19 protein-coding genes are annotated in these 17,552 nt (G+C 55.3%); 11 read left to right on the forward strand and 8 right to left on the reverse strand.

The window, feature by feature from the left end; all coding sequences use genetic code 11:
- Positions 1–40: 40 nt before the first annotated feature.
- From H9L05_RS19155 to H9L05_RS19165, 3 genes are all read right to left on the reverse strand, one after another.
- Positions 41–994, reverse strand: a complete 954-nt coding sequence (locus H9L05_RS19155) for a hypothetical protein (RefSeq protein ID WP_187732267.1) — start codon at positions 992–994, stop codon at positions 41–43.
- A 511-nt stretch (positions 995–1,505) separates the two neighbouring features.
- Positions 1,506–2,780 (reverse strand): hypothetical protein, encoded by a 1,275-nt coding sequence (locus tag H9L05_RS19160; RefSeq protein ID WP_187732268.1) that lies wholly within the window; start codon positions 2,778–2,780, stop codon positions 1,506–1,508.
- 99 nt (positions 2,781–2,879) lie between these two features.
- On the reverse strand, positions 2,880–3,752 hold the full coding sequence (locus tag H9L05_RS19165) for a hypothetical protein (RefSeq protein ID WP_187732269.1): 873 nt from the start codon (positions 3,750–3,752) through the stop codon (positions 2,880–2,882).
- A 191-nt stretch (positions 3,753–3,943) separates the two neighbouring features.
- Between H9L05_RS19165 and H9L05_RS19170 the strand changes: the two genes are divergently transcribed.
- Positions 3,944–4,816 carry a hypothetical protein gene (locus tag H9L05_RS19170; RefSeq protein WP_187732270.1) on the forward strand — a complete coding sequence of 291 codons (873 nt, stop codon included), beginning with the start codon at positions 3,944–3,946 and terminating at the stop codon, positions 4,814–4,816.
- Positions 4,817–4,929: 113 nt separating this feature from the next.
- Positions 4,930–6,402 carry an APC family permease gene (locus H9L05_RS19175; RefSeq protein ID WP_187732271.1) on the forward strand — a complete coding sequence of 491 codons (1,473 nt, stop codon included), beginning with the start codon at positions 4,930–4,932 and terminating at the stop codon, positions 6,400–6,402.
- Positions 6,403–6,471: 69 nt separating this feature from the next.
- Here H9L05_RS19175 and H9L05_RS19180 read toward each other — a convergent pair whose 3' ends face one another.
- The 3 genes from H9L05_RS19180 to H9L05_RS19190 all read right to left on the reverse strand — a co-directional run bounded on the left by H9L05_RS19180 (position 6,472) and on the right by H9L05_RS19190 (position 8,646).
- Entirely contained in the window at positions 6,472–6,927 is a 456-nt protein-coding gene (locus H9L05_RS19180; protein ID WP_187732272.1) for a carboxypeptidase-like regulatory domain-containing protein, read from the reverse strand.
- 438 nt (positions 6,928–7,365) lie between these two features.
- On the reverse strand, positions 7,366–7,782 hold the full coding sequence (locus H9L05_RS19185; RefSeq protein ID WP_223284571.1) for a hypothetical protein: 417 nt from the start codon (positions 7,780–7,782) through the stop codon (positions 7,366–7,368).
- Between the two features lie 105 nt (positions 7,783–7,887).
- On the reverse strand, positions 7,888–8,646 hold the full coding sequence (locus tag H9L05_RS19190; RefSeq protein ID WP_187732273.1) for a DUF547 domain-containing protein: 759 nt from the start codon (positions 8,644–8,646) through the stop codon (positions 7,888–7,890).
- A 246-nt stretch (positions 8,647–8,892) separates the two neighbouring features.
- On the opposite strand from H9L05_RS19190, the gene H9L05_RS19195 reads away from it, so the two are divergent.
- The 4 genes from H9L05_RS19195 (at position 8,893) to H9L05_RS19205 (ending at position 12,006) form a co-directional block, all read left to right on the forward strand.
- Entirely contained in the window at positions 8,893–9,999 is a 1,107-nt protein-coding gene (locus tag H9L05_RS19195) for an NAD(P)/FAD-dependent oxidoreductase (RefSeq protein WP_223284572.1), read from the forward strand.
- A 14-nt stretch (positions 10,000–10,013) separates the two neighbouring features.
- The gene (locus tag H9L05_RS24205) at positions 10,014–10,184 is read left to right on the forward strand and encodes a hypothetical protein (protein WP_223284573.1); all 171 of its coding nucleotides are present in this window, start codon (positions 10,014–10,016) and stop codon (positions 10,182–10,184) included.
- Between the two features lie 86 nt (positions 10,185–10,270).
- Entirely contained in the window at positions 10,271–10,456 is a 186-nt protein-coding gene (locus H9L05_RS19200) for a hypothetical protein (RefSeq protein WP_223284574.1), read from the forward strand.
- 203 nt (positions 10,457–10,659) lie between these two features.
- Complete coding sequence (locus tag H9L05_RS19205) at positions 10,660–12,006, forward strand: 4Fe-4S binding protein (protein ID WP_223284575.1); 1,347 nt, start codon at positions 10,660–10,662, stop codon at positions 12,004–12,006.
- Positions 12,007–12,205: 199 nt separating this feature from the next.
- Here H9L05_RS19205 and H9L05_RS19210 read toward each other — a convergent pair whose 3' ends face one another.
- Both H9L05_RS19210 and H9L05_RS19215 read right to left on the reverse strand, forming a co-directional pair.
- The gene (locus H9L05_RS19210; RefSeq protein WP_187732274.1) at positions 12,206–13,189 is read right to left on the reverse strand and encodes an alpha/beta fold hydrolase; all 984 of its coding nucleotides are present in this window, start codon (positions 13,187–13,189) and stop codon (positions 12,206–12,208) included.
- Between the two features lie 22 nt (positions 13,190–13,211).
- Positions 13,212–13,670 carry a peroxiredoxin gene (locus H9L05_RS19215; protein WP_187732275.1) on the reverse strand — a complete coding sequence of 153 codons (459 nt, stop codon included), beginning with the start codon at positions 13,668–13,670 and terminating at the stop codon, positions 13,212–13,214.
- A 71-nt stretch (positions 13,671–13,741) separates the two neighbouring features.
- On the opposite strand from H9L05_RS19215, the gene H9L05_RS19220 reads away from it, so the two are divergent.
- From H9L05_RS19220 to H9L05_RS19240, 5 genes are all read left to right on the forward strand, one after another.
- Positions 13,742–14,455: a glycosyltransferase family 2 protein gene (locus H9L05_RS19220; RefSeq protein WP_187732276.1), complete on the forward strand. Its 714-nt coding sequence runs from the start codon at positions 13,742–13,744 to the stop codon at positions 14,453–14,455.
- 104 nt (positions 14,456–14,559) lie between these two features.
- Positions 14,560–16,023 (forward strand): cellulose synthase family protein, encoded by a 1,464-nt coding sequence (locus H9L05_RS19225; RefSeq protein ID WP_187732277.1) that lies wholly within the window; start codon positions 14,560–14,562, stop codon positions 16,021–16,023.
- A gap of 24 nt (positions 16,024–16,047) precedes the next feature.
- Positions 16,048–16,422: a hypothetical protein gene (locus H9L05_RS19230; protein WP_187732278.1), complete on the forward strand. Its 375-nt coding sequence runs from the start codon at positions 16,048–16,050 to the stop codon at positions 16,420–16,422.
- Positions 16,385–17,002 carry a glycosyltransferase 87 family protein gene (locus H9L05_RS27025; protein ID WP_187732279.1) on the forward strand — a complete coding sequence of 206 codons (618 nt, stop codon included), beginning with the start codon at positions 16,385–16,387 and terminating at the stop codon, positions 17,000–17,002. The genes H9L05_RS19230 and H9L05_RS27025 overlap by 38 nt, the downstream gene beginning before the upstream one ends.
- Positions 16,888–17,400: a hypothetical protein gene (locus H9L05_RS19240; RefSeq protein ID WP_187734364.1), complete on the forward strand. Its 513-nt coding sequence runs from the start codon at positions 16,888–16,890 to the stop codon at positions 17,398–17,400. Before H9L05_RS27025 ends, H9L05_RS19240 begins: the two co-directional genes overlap by 115 nt.
- The last annotated feature ends 152 nt before the right edge of the window (positions 17,401–17,552 follow it).

Consider the following 17,552-nt stretch of genomic DNA (forward strand, 5'->3'; position numbering starts at 1 on the left):
ATTAATGTACCTAAGCCGAAGTACGGTTCTGATAAAGGCGCTAATTCATTTTCAAATCGGTGCGTCGAAGCTCGGCCTCTACTGTACGAAATAAGTAGTAGGTACCAGTCACGGCCTCGTAGTGCAGCCCAACTTCAGGGGCGGTACTCACAAATGGCTGCCCTCCTACCAGGCGTCCCTGAGCGTCGTAAACGTAGGCCCGCTGAGGAGCCGGCTCCGTGATGACAACCACGCGCCGGCCAGCGCCAAAGTCAAAGTATTGTATAGGCTTGCGGCCCGAGGTCAGAAAATTCTGCGTTAAAAGCTGCCGGCCCGATGGATCGAAGATACTTACTCTGCCTCCCTCCTCCCGTGCTACCACGTAGCCGCGGCGGGCTTGGTCAGGCACGAGGCGAAACACTGAGCTACGGCTCCAGGTAGCTACCCGGCTGCGGCTGACCACGTCGCCACTTAGGTTAAAGGTAATTCTCTCCCCGTGCTGGTTTACAACCGTCAGGCGGGTGCGGCCCAAAGTAGTGCCGGCCTCCACGAAAGCGCCCGTGTTGAGTCGGGAGCCCACACTAAGGGGAAAGCCGGGATACAGATTACCTTGCTGATTATAGGCATACACATAGCCATTCTCCAGCAGTGCCACAATTACCGTACGTCCGCCAACAACCAGATAATGAGGTGGCGCGGCCAGGTTGAAATCCAGTCGCTTGGGTTGCCAGCCTGGGAATACTCGACCGTTGGTATTAAATAAAAACAGATTGCCGCCGCCGCCCCCAACCAGTAAGCCGGGGGGCGTTTTTCCGATGGCTGGGCCAGCGGTAAGCGAGCTGGCGCGCACCGTATCGGGCAGGTTCAGGGGGAAGTTTGGCGCCAAACGCCCCTGCATGTCGAGCAGGTGCAACTGAGTGGGCGTGGCCAGCAGATAGCCCGAATTGCCCCCCACCGGCAATCGGCTGACAGGCCCAACCACCGGCCCCGGCAGCGTATCAGACCAGGCCACCACATTATCGGGGTTATGTAGTGCAGCACTTGCGCCCTATCCTGCACGAGCACGCCGGGTATCCTAGCTCCTTTTATGATTACCAAGGTAGGTGAGCTAGATAAGGGCGTTTTGAAGGTGAGTAAGCCACCCGTAGCATTGGCACCTTGCAGGCCGGCCACGGCCGGACCTACCGCCGGATGCCGCAGCAGCAGCTGGGTGTAGTATTGGGCATCTTCATCGGCTTCATTGGTGGGAGGCACAAACTGCAATGCCAACTGGGGAAAGCGCTTAAACAAAGCCTCATTGCGCAGCAGGCCCGCCCGGCGTTCCTCTACCAAAGCCCGCAGCAGCACGTTCCAGCTATTCCGGGTATCCATTATCAGGCTTACGCGCGCCAGCGGTTGAGTTTCTTGCAGGAAGGCCACCTGCGCGGGCGAGCTGCTCCAGGTGGCCTTCCCAACCACATCATCCAGCCAGGTGCGCAGCGTGGCAACATCTTTTCCAAACGCCAGATAATCACCGACCTGCGCTATCACGGGAGCCTCATCGAAGCCCGTAAAAAAGCCCCCAGAAGGCGGCTAGGCAATTCGGGCACACCGCCCTGATATATCCGGTAAGGCCCCACCCGCTCAAAGGAAGGACTCGTGCCGGTGAGGCGGCGCAGCTGGCCCAGTAACGTAGCCGTGCGGAGCGGGTCGGGGCAATAAACCAGCGCGAGCTTAGCCGGAATCTGGCGGGGCGATGACGAGCCCAGATAGCACAAAGCGGCCTCCCGGCTGAAGGACGCCGTCAGGCTATCGAGCAGAGAGCCGGTGCGGTCCGCGAGCGTATCGACCGGGGCTGACCGCCGCGCCACCGGAAGCCTGGTCATGTCTTGCAAGCCGAGGTGCAGCAGCAAGGCGGTGCGCAGCGGCAGCACGTCGGCCATACGCAGGCGCTGGGCAGATTGGCCACGCAGGCGCTGGTGCAAAGCATCGCGGGTGGTTTCGGGATTGGTGAAGCCGTTGAATAAAATCTTGTTGCCCACAAGCTTCATTCCCAGCAGTCCATTGTGGCCCAGGCCCGTTATGCTTTCCAGGCTGGGCCGCAGCTCAGGGCGAAAGAACACCCCCAGAAAGCGCGGAAACTGCCGGTAGTTAAGCAGCAGCATCGCATCCACATCTTTATGCTGGAGGTAGTCGGTATTCTTAAAATCGGCAGCAATTGAAGGCAGCTCTGGTTGCTCCAGCCGTCTTACCACCGTTTCCACCAGGCCCGCATTAGTACTCATAATGAGTTGGTTGCGGTAATTAAGGAACGTAATTCCATGGCCTGTACCCCGTAGCCGCAAATCCGTAATCTGCTGGCCCCGATACTCTCGCGTGGTTACGCGGTAGCGCGCATCCTGGCCCAAGCCGTTTATCAGGCCCCGTAGCTGCCGGTATTCCCGCACGGTGCCAATAGGCACTTGAAACAGGAGGTCGAAAGTGGTAGGCCCTGTGACATGCAAGGAGGTAAGAACCAGCTTAGTACCCAAAAAGCCCATCACCACGCTCGGGCTACCAGCCACACTGTCAATCAGGGCCGAGTTTTCCTCGATCTGCTGAAAGTAGCGGACCCCAGTCAGGTTGTCCCAAATTTGGGTTTCCTTCAGATGGCGCACCAGCGTAGGATGGTCGCGGGTAGCAATAACCAACGCGGCATCGTCGGGCACCAGCGCCCAGGGATCTACGGGGGTGCTGGCCACCGAACGGCGGTAATACAGGTAAGAGCCGAGAGCCGAAACCAGCAGCAGTCCTACCAAAAACACCAGAAGCTTCTGCGACATTAGGTGGCCGGGGTGCGTGACAAGGGGGCAAAGGTAGCTATTCGGCTAAGCGCCCCGGAAGGTTGTACGCAGATGAACTGCACATGACGAATAACCTCGCTACTCAATATAATTCACCTGCTGGGGCGGAAACAGCCGCTGCACCAGGTTTTCTAACCGCCGCTGCGTGTTCCGCACCTTCTGTTTAATAGGCAGATTCTGATAATCGAAGGTGCTCATAGCAGCCAATTCGGCCTCTACCGTACGTTTTTTGAGGTGAGACTCAAGGAAAAAAGCGCTGATACTCGCATTCCAGTCGTCTTTGGTGCTCCAGTAGTGCCCCAGGTGCGCGCGCGCCGCCCGAAGGGTATAGGTTTCGGCCAAAGCCACTGACAAGGCAAACTGCTCTATCAGGCGGGGCGTAACCTGCTGCTCGCATAGCTCGTCGCAAATGCGAAGCGCCAACCCGACGGCCTCCAGATTCTTGGAAGCAGGAATACCAACCACGCCAGCATTCCACATGAGGAGCTGCTCATGCATAGCGACGCCGCCAAAGCTCCGATCTTTTACCTGCTGCCACATTCGGCGCTCCGTTTTACTGGTCAGGCTGGCTAGAGGGCCTTCTGCTTCATGCATAAAAGCTACTCCATCGGATAACTCCTGCCTTAGTTTAGCTAACGAGCCGTGTAGAAACGTGTCGGTATCGAGGTAGAGCAGCGGTGCTTCGGGGTGCTGACGAACGGCGTACTCCAGGGCCTTAATCTTGGCCCGCCAGAAAAACCTGTACTCTCCCTGCCACTCCTGTAAAGTATGGGCGTCGAGCGTGTGCACGGTTATGTGCTGTGCCAGATGCAGATAGAAATCGGGGGCGTCGGTAACGACGGTAATCCCAGCCAACCCACTGTTCTTCTGCCGCAAAAAGGATAGGATGGAAAAGTGAGCCTGAAAGTGATTTTGCAGGTTGTTACCAAATACCAGAAAAAGGAGTTGCATGGCGTAATGTATGATTTCTGGCCCAATTCAGCTCCGAATCGGCTTTCCTTTGACTTAAGATCTTTTTGCGCTACTTTTTAACTATCGCAATGAAGTAGGGCTGATGACCAGACGCCAATGCGGCGCTGATGCCATGACGCTGACAGGTGTAGCTCGGCAATAAGGTATTAACCCCAAATGGCTTACAGCGGATGAACTCTTTACTTTATTTAGCCTACGGCTACAACGACATTTGCAGTGAAGCCCTTTATAGCATTCTGTCTTACAACAAAGTAGCCCAAGAGTCGCCAGCCAATATTTGCGTTTATACGGATCGGCCGGAGGAGTTTCAGAAGGTGCTGGGAGAGCGGACAGATGTTAAATATCCGGCTATTTCGCCCGAGCAATGGCAAGCATGGTACGGCAGCCGGGTGTACTTGCTCAAAATTGCGGTGCTGGAACACGCTGCGGCGCATTATGCTGGCAATCTATTGTTTGTGGACACCGACACTATTTGGATACGCGATCCGGCACCTGTCTTTCAAGCCATCGGAAGGGGTCAGCGGTTTATGCACATTTGTGAAGGCACAATGGCTGATGGCAATGAACTCAGCCGCAAAATCTACCGTCGCCTAAACAGGCATCAATGGCATATTGGCAGCTATTCGCTTCATATACATGCTACTACGCAACTGTATAACTCGGGGGTAATTGGTCTTCCCAGCCCCGCAGTAAAGGCGCTACCAGATGTGCGCGAGTTGGCGGAGGCCCTGTACTCCAGCTATAACAGGCACATTATGGAGCAACTGGCTTTCAGTATGCGGTTTCAGGTTGACGGGGCCATTGCCGAGGCGGCGCCGTACGTGCTACACTACTGGAATCTGAAATCGATCAGGCCAACCATGGCCCAGCTTTTTCAGAAGTACCAGCATTGCGGCCCCGATGAGCTGTACGAGCGCGCCACCCGCCTCGATATTCCGCGCCTGCATCAGGAGGAGCTGGCTTACCGCAACCTGCCCCGCTGGCGGCGCACCATGCTCAAGCTCATGGGGCGCCACTGGCGCCTGCCGAAGCTGGAGGTGTAAGACTCCCGTTTATATCTTTTCGGCTATAATTTGCCCCCCAGCTCTATTGTATTGAACTGGACAGGGCTTTTCTTTTCTATCTTCCGCCCCTGAATCTACTTCTACCCTCTCTCATGCCTGAAAAACAAGGTCAGTTTCAACGCGCCATTACGCTCTTCGATGCCATCATGATTGTGACGGGCAGCATGATCGGTTCTGGTATTTTCATTGTCTCCGCTGATATCTCGCGGAAAGTAGGTTCGCCCGGCTGGCTGCTGGTCGTGTGGCTGGTTACGGGATTTATTACCCTGGCCGGGGCGGTAAGCTATGGCGAGCTGGCCTCCATGTTTCCGAAGGTGGGCGGGCAATACGTTTATCTGCGCGAAGCCTACAATAAGCTGGTGGCCTTTCTGTATGGCTGGTCGCTATTTCTGGTTATCCAAACCGGTGTAATAGCGGCGGTGGCGGTGGCTTTTGCGCGGTTTGTGGGCGTGCTGGTGCCGTGGTTTAGCGAGGACCATATTCTGTTCTCCATTCTTGGCTTCAAGCTTAACACCGTTATGTTACTGGCGGTGCTTATGCTTGTGGGCCTGACGTGGGTAAATGCGCAAGGCGTGCGCGGCGGCAAGCTTATTTCGAACATATTTGGTACTACCAAGCTGGTAGCGCTAGCCCTCCTGATTATGTTTGGCTTGGCGCTGGGTATCAACCAGGAAGCCCTCGCCGTCAACTTTAGTGATATGTGGCAGGCAGCAAGCTTCTCCCCTACGGGCGAGGCGGTGCCCCTGAGTGTCTGGGGGTTGGTTGGCGCCATTGGGTTGGCGATGACTGGCTCGTTGTTTAGCTCCGACGCCTGGAATAACATCGGCTTCTCCGGCGACGAAATCGTGCGGCCCGAGCGCACCATAGTGCTCAGCATGGCTATTGGGACGGCCATCGTTACGGGCTTGTACCTGCTTATCAACCTGGTATATCTGCTGGTGCTTCCCTTGAAAGGCAGCCCCGACGCTACCGATATTCTGGGGCGCGGCATCATGTACACGAAGGGCGATTTGGTAGCTACGGCCGTGGCGGAGAGCATTTTGGGTCGGGCCGGCGCCTACGTCATGGCTGTGCTTATCATGATCAGCACGTTTGGCGCCAACAACAGCATCATCCTGAGTGGGGCGCGCGCTTACTACGCTATGGCCAAAGACGGCTTGTTTTTTCCCCGAATGGCGCGGCTCAACAAAGCCGGTGTGCCTGGTGTGGCGCTGTGGGCCCAATGCCTGTGGGCCTGCGGGTTGTGCCTGACGGGCTCTTATGGGCAACTGCTTAACTATGTGATGTTTTCGGTGATTCTGTTTTATGTAATCACCATCATAGGCATCTTCATTCTGCGCCGCACGCGCCCCGATGCGCCCCGCCCTTACAAGGCGCTAGGCTATCCGGTTATTCCGCTGCTCTACGTTATTCTGGCCTCTGCCTTCTGCGTTATTCTGCTCGTCTCGCCCGAGACGGCGCGCGACTCTGGCTTGGGACTGCTGCTGGTAGCTGTGGGGGTGCCGGTGTACTTCTTCTTTGGCAAGCGGTTCGCGTCTCGTCCTGAGTCAAAAGTGAAGGCTTAAGAGTTATAGCTTGTAAAAAAGCCCCCAGCTACGAAGCTGGGGGGCTTTTTTGTGGGCGGTGCTGGTATATTATTGGTCTTTGCGCTGCTTGGCAGTTTCGTTGCTGGGGTGCAGGCTCATGGTGAATGGTGCGCTGCTGCTCACTACCACGTCGCGGTCTTGGTAGCCACCGTAGCCATAGCGAAGTGTTTTCTTACCGGCGGCAGGCACTTCCAAGGAGAAGATACCTTGCTCATCGGTGGTAACGGCTACTGCACTGCCTTGCAAATAAACGGTGGCACCAGCCAAGGGCTGACCTTCTTCGTTGCGAATGCGGCCAGTGAGCACCACTGTAGCAGCGGTAGAACTAACAGAAACCGGAGCCGCTTCAGTAACTACCGGAGCTGCCGGGGTAGCAACCTTCCCCTTCTTATCCTTCGCGGTAGGATCGTTTGCGTGAGCAAAATTGGAAAGCAAACAGCTGCCTGCTATCATCAGAGCCAGCATTGGCCTATTAAGAGCCTTAAGGGTAACGAGTGAGGTCATTGTAGCGGCAATAGGTAGTGAGAGGGGCGGATGAAAGATTAGGGGGATTACTCCTGTTCCTAAGTTTCATGTTGTAAATATATATGAATCGTCACATATCAAACAATGTTTTTATAAATATTTAGTCATAATAAGTAACACAATCATGATTAAGGCTGTTTTAACACAGCTAAAGCACTTTTTCAAGAAATATTTTTTTTCGAGGCTCAACCATAAATATTTATCAATTGCTATACTAACCATCAATAGCTACACTTATAGAGATGCACATCAGCCTAAGACATGCGCTTTATAAAGCCCGGCTGACACTTCCAGTGGCTCACGCAAGCAGCAAGTAATTATAGGACCGGTACTAACGCTAAGATGAACCTCAGCGGAATGCACACAAAAAACCCCACGCCGGGAGCGTGGGGTTTTGGAGCTAAAGCTGTGTACTATTTATTGTGAGATAGTACCATCCTTAGGTGGCTCGCCGGAAGTGCTGGCTTTCTTCTCGCCAAACTCCTGTTCTCCCGAACGCACTTTGTGATCTAGCTCATAGGTACCTTCGGCTTCAAAACCAGGGCCTTGAGCTTGCTCGCCGGCATTTTTATGGTCGTTGCCACCTTGAGGAGTGGTTTCGTCGCCACCAATGTGCAGATTTTCGAGCTGGTCTTTCTGGTCGCTGCGCTGGGTGTAGCCATTGGCGCCCGTGTTGCGCTGCGCCGATGGGTCATTGGCCTCTTTACCGTTGCTTTCCGTTTGCTGAACCTTTTTATGGGCCTCGAACTCCTCGTTTTTGGAAACGCCTTTGCCTTCGGTAATGTCGCCGTTCTCGTTATTATCGTCGTCGCCGAAAAGTTTATCTAAAATCATCGTCGTATGTTTTCTGGGTGGAATGCCTGAGTTTCTTTTGCTTACGGCTGATGGCAACGCACAGTTATATGGCTATGCTTTCGGTTGTGGCACCTACTCCGGTCTTTATAAAGTATTCAGCGACCAATCGTAAGGATAATAGTCAATGGCATAGGTAGCCGGGATGGGCTGCGCGGCCCGGTACTGATTGAGGTAAGGAATAAGGGGCTGCCCCGAGGCGTTAAAATCGGCGGCGTACCATTTAAAGATTTCCGAAACCTGGACTTTTTTAGCCGTTGCATTCAGCCGAATAAACGTAGGATCGGTGAGCACGCGCTTGGTTTGAGCTGACAGCTGGGCATCGAGTGTGGGAGCGGCAAAGGCTTCGCGGCTGAGTCGGGGGCAGCCTTTAGCCGCGCAGACCAAGGCAAAATGAATGCGCGGGTCGTTGTAAGGCTTTCGCAGCTTATTGGTTTCCAACTCGTTCAGCGTCATTTTTTCGCCGGCAATGGTAAAAGGCAGCTTATCGAAAAAGCCCTGAACCTTCATCACCGACGCAATGGGAAAGCGCTCCACTACTGCTCCAATCACAACGAGGTTGTAAGCGTTGAGATAAAATGCTTTGCGCTCGGCCGCCGACATGGTTTTCGTGTCGAAACTTTGCACGGTTTGAAGCAGACTATTCAGCACGGCAGGCTGCTTTTTGATAGCGGCGTAGTTTACGTTGCCATCGGCATTCACGTATTTCTGCAGGAAAGCCGACGTGGCAGCGGTGAAAGATGGCGCAATGGGGGCTGCCAAAATGCCCCCCAGTGGTAGCCAGAGAGCTGTGAGCAAAGTCAACAGGCGCAAGGGCCGAAAGGTCAGAAATCCAGAAGGACGCATAAATGAGTAGGTTTAGGGGGAATACGGCCAACTGATCCGCCGTGGATTTGCAAACCTGACACCACTAACCAATGTTGTGCTCTGCAAGTTGCGAGCTACGCTCAGCCGGGGGCTTTTTTGATATGTTATGCTTTCAAAGGTCGGTCATTATAGGCGGTCATGCAGAGCAAAGCGAAGCATGACGGTCTATCTATATAACAATCAGTCAAGAGAAGACGCTTCATACCCAACATCTAAATCCCATCCATGCACCTGGTTATCATCGGTAACGGCATTACGGGCGTGACGGCGGCCCAAACCGTGCGGCGCCTCCAGCCTGCAGCGCGCATCACGCTCGTGTCGGATGAGAGTGAGCACCACTACTCGCGCACGGCTCTGATGTACGTGTACATGGGCCACCTGCGCTATCAGGATATAAAGCCTTATGAGGACTGGTTTTGGAAAGAAAATCGGCTCGAGTTGGTACATGGGACGGCTACGGCCCTTGATGCCGATCAGCATCAAGTTCAGCTAAGCACCGGCCAAACCATTTCCTATGACAATTTGCTGCTAGCCACCGGCTCAGTGTCGCGGCGCGCTGGTTGGCCCGGCCAGGATCTGCTAGGTGTGCAAGGCCTTTATGGCCTCCCCGATTTGGCCCAGATGGAGCGAGATACGCAGGGTATCAGCCGGGGCGTGGTAGTTGGCGGCGGCCTAATTGGCGTGGAGCTGGCCGAAATGCTGCACACCCGCCGCATAGCCGCCACCGTGCTCGTACGCGACCAGCATTATTGGGGCTCCGTTTTGCCCCCCGAAGAAGCTGAACTAGTTGACAAGCAGTTTCGTCAGCACGACGTGGACGTGCGCTACCGCACGGAGCTACGCGAAATATTGGGCGATACCGACGGCCGCGTGCGCGCCATTGTGACCAGCCAGGGCGAGGAATTACCGTGTCAGTGGGTTGGCTTAGGCATCGGCGTCACGCCGAATTTAAGTCTGGCCCAAAGCTCAACAGTAGAAACCGATCGGGGAATTCTGGTAAATGAACTGCTGCAAACGAACCTCCCAGATGTGTACGCCGCCGGCGACTGTGCTCAGCACCGCCAGCCCGGCGCGGGCGAGGTGCCCATTGAGCAGCTTTGGTACACTGGGCGTATGCAAGGCGAAACCGTAGCCCACACCATCTGCGGCCGGCCAACTCCCTATCGGCGCGGCGTGTGGTTTAACTCGGCAAAGTTCTTCAACCTTGAATACCAAACGTATGGGCAGGTGCCAGCGCGCACGCCAACTGACATAGAGAGCTTTTACTGGCAGCATCCCACAGGCAACTGTGCGCTACGCATCAATTTTGCCCCCACGCCCATGATGCTGTAGTTGGATTTAACGCGATGGGCCTGCGCTTACGCCAGGCCGTATGCGAGAACTGGATTAAGACCCAAACGCCCATCCATACGGTTATCGGGCGGCTAAAAACCGCCAACTTTGACCCCGAGTTTTACCGCCGCCATGAGCCAGCTATTCAACGGCAGTTTGCTGAAATTTTGGCCGTAAAACGGTGATAACTGAATTAAATGTGCGTCGGCTTGATTTATCGTTCTTAGCACCTTCACCTGATTGTCAGGTATTTCTCATTCAACTATTCTCCGTGGATCTTTCCAAACTCTATCGCCCCAGCGCCCTCAACAGCTACCAGTTCATTGCCATCACCGGCCTGATCATGAGCATTGGCGCCCACCTGATACTTCACTTTTTTGCCCCCAACAAATGCCAGAAGGCTTTAACTGGCTGTATCTGTGCTGGACGGGCGTTTACATTATCGGCTCCCTCATAAACCTTTTCGGCAAGCCCGACGAAGGCCACCATCATCACCATCATTAATCCAGCAAATTCCGTCAGTAGGCGGTCATGCAGAACGCAGTGAAGCATCTCGCTCACGCATTTAGGTTAGTAATCCTGCTACCGCGAGCGAGATGCTTCACTGCGTTCTGCATGACGATTGTAATATCATAACGGTTTTAGCATCCCTCTGCTTCTATGGAAGTCACTTCCGATCACTCCTTTGCCCTTGCCCAGGCACCTTTACCAGTGACCGATGCGAAGGAGAAAGCTACGCTGGCGGCCGTGGCGCTGGGGTTACTGGCTTTGCTGGGCGCAGCCTTCGACGACGATGGGGAGCGGGCTCGCCTGAGCATGTATGTTGCGCTTGGGCTCATTAGTGGCGGTACGCTTGCCTGGGCCTGGTATAAATTCGGGCAAGGTGAGGCGGGCGTAAAGCAGAACAATCTGTGGCTGCGCGCCAGCACCAGCCGTGGGGCTATTGCCTGGGTTACGGGGCTGGTGCTCACGGGCTTCTATGTTCTGCTGTATTGGTTTCCGCAGTACCTCGAAAACCTGATCCGCACCCTCGACCCATTCAGCCAGGCCTTGCGCAACCGCGCCGCTGACCAGTGGTTTTTGTACGGCACCTTCTACACGCTGGCCGTGCTGCTTATGGGCGGCCGGGCCCTGTGGAAATATCGCCACTCCCGCTACCAGCTCATTCGCACGCTATCGGTGATGTTTTTCCAGCTGGGCTTCGCGTTTTTGTTGCCGGGCCTGCTGTTATTTTTTCAACAGCCCGAGTTCTACTTCTCTTACTTCTGGCCACTAAAGTATGACTACCTGTTTCCGGGCGGAGTGGCTGATCTGGTAAAGAATGGCGGTCTGGGCGTGTTTATGGTGTTCTGGGGGGCAATTATGTCGTTGGTTGCCACGCCCATCCTAACCTACTTTTACGGTAAGCGCTGGTATTGCTCGTGGGTATGCGGCTGCGGCGGCCTGGCCGAAACTGCCGGCGACCCTTACCGCCACCTCTCAGACAAAAGCCGCGCTGCCTGGCGCTGGGAAGTGCGCCTTGTATACCCCATCCTCGCCCTGATCGTGCTGATTACGGTGCTGTTATGGGTAAACCAACTGTATGGCAGCTTCCTAGGAGAAATTGGCAATAGCCTCAACAAGTTCTACGGTTTTGCCATTGGAGCCGTGTTTTCGGGCGTGGTGGGCGTGGGCTTCTACCCTATCATGGGAAACAGGGTGTGGTGTCGGTTTGGCTGCCCCATGGCAGCTTACCTAGGATTGCTGCAAAAGCACTTTTCCCGCTTCCGCATCACCACCAACGGCGGCCAATGCATTAGCTGCGGCAACTGCTCCAACGTCTGCGAAATGGGCATCGATGTCAAGCAGTACGCTCAGCGCGGTGAGCCCATCATCCGCGCCTCCTGCGTGGGCTGTGGCATGTGCTCAACGGCCTGCCCGCGCGGTGTACTCAACCTAGAAAATGCCCCCGAGAGGGTCGGTATCAAGCATCGCAACTCATTCACGCCGATTCGCTGCGGATACTGAGTTAAGGCTTGCTACCTTGTAGCACAGCAAAAGGCCTCAAGATATTTCAGTCTTGAGGCCTTTTGCTTTATCGACTTCTCCCGTCCGTCATGCAGAGCGGAGCGAAGCATCTCGCGTGCTGACGTTGGATTAGCATTACAACGACTGCGAGCGAGATGCTTCGCTCCGCTCTGCATGACGTTCAATTTACTCCAGGCTTTTACTTCAGAAAAGCCAACAGCGCCGCCTGAAACTCCTTGGGCACCTCCAGATGCGGAATGTGGCCTACCCTCTCCAAGGCCACCAATTTTGCCCCCCGGATCTGCTCAGCGGTGCGCTTGCCTAGTGCCGGATACTGGCCCATGGTAGCCAGCACTTTCGGATCTTTCACTAAGCCTTTGCCTACTACCGTACGGTCTTGCTGACCAATGATGAGCAGCGTGGGCACGGCTACGCGTTTGAACTCGTAAGCCACTGGCTGCTGATAAATCATCTGATAGGTAAGCGCGCTGGCCAGGGCAACCTTCGGGAAATCGGGGTGAGTTGTTTGGGCGGCCAGCGGCCGCACCCATTCATCGTGGGCTGCGGGGTAGCCATTGGGGTAATAGGTTGCGTGATACTTGCGGATGCTCGCTTCCGTGGTTTTCAGCTCCGTTGCCAGCGACTGATCCACCGATTGAAAAGGCACGCCGACGCGGTAATCCTCCAGCCCAATGGGGTTTTCCAATACCAGCCTTTCCGTGTTTTCGGGGTAAAGCAGGGCAAAGCGGGTGGCCAGCATTCCGCCCATGCTATGGCCCACAATTACGGCTTTACGCACGCCCAGCGTGTCGAGCAGATGCTTGGTATTGCGGGCCAGCTGATGAAACGAATAGTAGAGCGCCGGCTTATCTGACTTGCCAAAGCCCACCTGATCAGGCGCGACCACCCGAAAGCCAGCTTGGGCCAGCGCCTTGATAGTTTCGCGCCAGTAGGCGGCAAAGAAGTTCTTACCGTGCAGCAACACCACGGTGCGGCCGTTGGCGCGGGCCGTGGGTGCCACGTCCATGTAGGCCATGCGCGCGGCCTGGCCTTCCAGCTTCAACACCAACGTTTTAACGGGGTATGGATACTCGTAGCCGTCGAGGGTAGCGTTGAGGCTGGGGGGTATTTGGGCCAAAAGCTGAAGCGGCAGCAGGAGCAGCAGCAGGAGAGGCTTTTTCATGAGGAAGTTGTTGAATTCGATTTTACCTGGCTAGTCCCGCCAGCACTTCCTTGGCCTTCGATACGTGGTCGGTGGCGCGCTGCATGGAGTTGAAGATGTATTGAATTACGCCCTGCTTGTCAATTACGAACGTAACGCGGCCCGGCAGAATGCCGAGTAGCGAGCGAGGCACTTCATAGAGCTTCCGCACTTTCCCACCTTCATCAGCCAGCAACGGGAATGGCAGCCGGTGCTTCTGGGTGAATTTCTGGTGGGAAGCCTCACTGTCGGAGCTGACGCCGATTACTTCAGCTCCCAGGTCCTGAAAATCTTCGTACTGGTCGCGGAAAGAGCAGGCTTCGGCCGTGCAGCCGGGCGTATCGTCTTTAGGGTAGAAATAAAGTACAATGGCGCGCTGGCCGCGCTGTTCGGCGAGGCGAAAGGTGGCGCCGGTGGTAGTGCGCAGGGTAAAGTCGGGAGCTTGGTCGCCAATCTGAAGCATGTGAGCCGCGTATAAGTGAGCAGGAAAGATAGCGCGAAAAAGAATCGGCATCTTTGTGCAACTCGCCTCCTGTGTATGTCCGATTTGCCCCCACCCCCATTATCGATGTTATTATTCCCGCCTACAACGAGGTGCATTCTATTTCGCACGTTATCCTAGAGATTCCGAAGAATCTGGTGCGGGAGATAATAGTGGTCGATAACAACTCCACGGATGATACGGGGCTCATAGCCCGGGCATCCGGCTCTACGGTGCTGTTGGAGCGTCGGGCGGGCTACGGCTACGCTTGCCTGCGGGGGATGGCCCACTGCTTTGCACGCCCCGCGGAGGAGCAGCCCGAAATCATCGTGTTTCTCGACGGCGACTACTCCGACTTTCCCAAGGATATGCCCCAGGTGCTGGCGCCTATTCTGCGCGGCGAGGCCGACATGGTAATTGGCTCCCGGGCCTTGGGCAAACGGGAAAAAGGCTCCATGCTACCCCAGCAGATATTTGGCAATTGGCTGGCTACCACGTTGCTGCACTCCTTCTACGGCGCTCGCTACACTGATCTGGGCCCTTTTCGGGCTATCCGGACCTCGGCGTTGAAGCGACTGAACATGCAGGACAAAACCTACGGCTGGACAGTTGAGATGCAGCTTAAAGCCGCTAAGCTCAAACTGCGCACCACCGAAGTGCCTGTGCGTTACCGCCGCCGTATCGGCAAATCGAAGGTATCGGGCACGGTGGCGGGCACAGTGGGCGCGGGCTACAAGATCCTGTGGACGATTTTTAAGTATTTGTAGGCAAACCGCACCCAACAAGGCTTCATGGAACGGGTTGAAGGAGAAGGCACACTTTCCACGGCCGTTTTTGCAATGCTCCCTCTCATGCCCCTTTTACTGCATTCATGAAAGAGCTGGAAATTATTCTTCTGGCTCTTTATGGGTTGTGTCTCACGTTTATTCTGGGCTTTAGCCTCAGTCAGCTGCAGCTCACGCGGCTGGCCCGGCGCGCCTACCGCATCCCGGCACCGCCGGCCCCTACTCCGCCTGCTGAGTGGCCTTTGGTAACGGTGCAACTGCCCGTATACAATGAGCTGTATGTGGTAGAGCGGATCATTGATGCGGCAGCTGCCCTCGCCTATCCACGCGATAAACTGCACATACAAGTACTCGACGATTCCACCGACGAAACCGTTGCGCTGGCCGCCACCCGGATAGCCTGGCACCGGGCGCAAGGCATTAATATTGATCATATTATACGGTCTGATCGTGAAGGGTTTAAAGCAGGCGCATTAAAGCACGCCTTAAATTGTACAGATGCGGAGCTTGTCGCTATTTTTGATGCTGATTTCGTGCCCGAACCCGACTTCCTGCTGCGTACCGTTCCTTACTTTTCCAATGCAGCAGTGGGTGTGGTGCAAACGCGTTGGGCCCATCTCAACGAGGAATATTCGTTGCTTACGGAACTGCAAGCCTTTGCCCTGAATGCACACTTTTATGTAGAGCAAGTAGGGCGGCTGGCCGGGGGGCATTTTATCAACTTCAACGGTACGGGCGGCGTGTGGCGGCGGGGCTGCATCGAAGATTCGGGAGGCTGGCACAGCGATACGCTCACCGAAGACCTCGACCTGAGTTATCGCGCCCAGTTGCGCAATTGGGAATTTGTGTATCTGCCTCAAGTTGTGGCGCCCGCCGAGCTGCCGGCCGCAATGGATGCGCTGAAGTCGCAGCAGTTTCGCTGGACCAAGGGCGGCGCCGAAACTGCCCGCAAGCATTTAGGCAGCGTGCTAAAGTCAAGTCTTCCCTTCTCCACCAAGCTGCACGCCACCTTTCACCTGCTCAACAGCACCGTTTTCCTGTCCATCCTTATCCTGTCGGTGCTAAGCGTACCGCTGGTATTTGTGCGCCAGCAATTACCGGAGCTCGAACCCGTATTCCAGCTGGCCAGCGTGTTTTTGCTTACCCTGCTGCCGTTGGTATACTATTATTACACGGCATGGCGCTACGATAATCCGGCGGCGGGCTGGGGGGCTTTTTTGCGTAAATTCCTGCTATTCCTGGCTGTATCGATGGGCTTGGCTCTGCACAACTCAAGGGCAGTGCTGCTGGGGCTGATGGGTCGTCGCTCGGCTTTTATCCGCACTCCCAAAATGGGCTTGGTCAGGCGGCAAGGCACCTGGCAGGGCCGCCGCTACCGCACCGGCCGCTTCGACGGCCTTACGGTGCTGGAAGGGCTGCTGATGCTGTACTTCCTATTCGGCATCGGAGCCGGCTTGTACATCGGCGACTATGGCCTGTTGCCGTTCCACCTGCTTTTGGTGGTCGGCTATGGCTTGGTTTTTTATTACTCAGTCCGTCACTCCAAATAAGCTAATCTGCTCAAGGCTAACGCAATGCCTCGCCCATTTACTCGTCAGCTCATTGCTCTCATGCTCAGTTCGGCGGCATATGCGGGGGTAGCCTATGCCACGCCACGGGCAAATTTCGGGCAGCTGCTCGGCCTGATAGCCGTGGCATTTGCCGCCTATTTCTGGCTTGTGCGCAGCCAGTTGCCGTTGCGGGCAGCCTTGGTTGCAGGGCTGCTGTTTCGGCTGCTGTGGCTGCCTGCTACCCCCGCCCTCTCCGACGACTATCACCGCTTCCGCTGGGACGGCCTGCTGGTGGCTGGGGGCAAAATCCTTATCTGCACCGCCCCACCGACCTGCTGGCGCCCCTGCTCCCACCGGCAACGTGCAGTTGCAGCAACAACTCACCGATCTGTATCCTAAGCTCAACTCCCCTCATTATTTCTCAGTTTACCCACCGGTTTGCCAAGCCGTGTTTGGGGTGGCCGCCTGGCTTTTTCCGCACAGCGAACGAGGCTTTATTGTCTTACTGCGGGCCGTACTACTAGGCGCGGAATGCATTACTGCTCTGCTGTTAATGAGCCTATTACGCGCTTTCGGCCAACCCAAGCACCGAGCTTTATGGTACGTGCTCAATCCGCTGGTTATTGTAGAGCTGACGGGCAACCTCCATTTTGAAGCATTGCTCATCTGCGGGCTGCTGGCAGCTTGGTGGGCCTTGACGCGGGGCCGGTGGGTGTGGTCGGCAGGGGCGCTGGGGCTGGCAGTGGCCACCAAACTGCTGCCGCTGCTGGTGCTTCCATTTCTGATCCGGCGCCTGGGTTGGGGGGCTTTTTTAGGCTATGCTGCCGTGCTGAGCTTGGTTGTGGGGGCTTTTTTACGCCGTTCATGTCCCTTGATTTGTTCAGCAACTTCGGCCGCAGCCTCGACCTGTATTTTCATACCTTCGAGTTCAACGCCAGCTTCTACTACTTGCTCCGAGCGGCAGGCTACTGGCTGGTAGGCTACAACCTGATAGCCACCATCGGTACCGGCCTGGCCCTGACCGCCGGCCTGCTCCTGTTGCTGTTGGCTTGGCGTGAGCATCAGCCCACAGTAGCCTCGCTGGGCCAAACGCTTTTGCTGGCGCTCACGCTCTACTATCTGCTGGCTACAACGGTGCATCCCTGGTATCTGACGCCGCTGATTGCCTTCGCTTGCTTCACGCCTTACCGCTACAGCATCGTCTGGTCGGGGATGGTTTGGCTTTCTTACGCCGCCTATCAAACCCCTGTTTACTCCGAAAACCTATTACTGGTAAGCTTGGAGTACGGGCTGGTGATAGGAGTACTTGTATGGGAAGTAGTCTTACTTAAACCGATGGGTTGGGTTACAGATGCCCATCATATCCGAACCAATTAACTCCTATGCAATACTTTGTATATCATATACTTGTATAATTAATATATAATTATTTAAATACTAATATAAGATAATATTATGTGTGAATTTTAGATTATTTTAATCCGATTGGTTTTTATTACTACGTTAAACACTTAGGTTTATCCCATCAA

This window comes from Hymenobacter qilianensis (assembly GCF_014489555.1).
Classification (GTDB): Bacteria; Bacteroidota; Bacteroidia; order Cytophagales; family Hymenobacteraceae; genus Hymenobacter; species Hymenobacter qilianensis.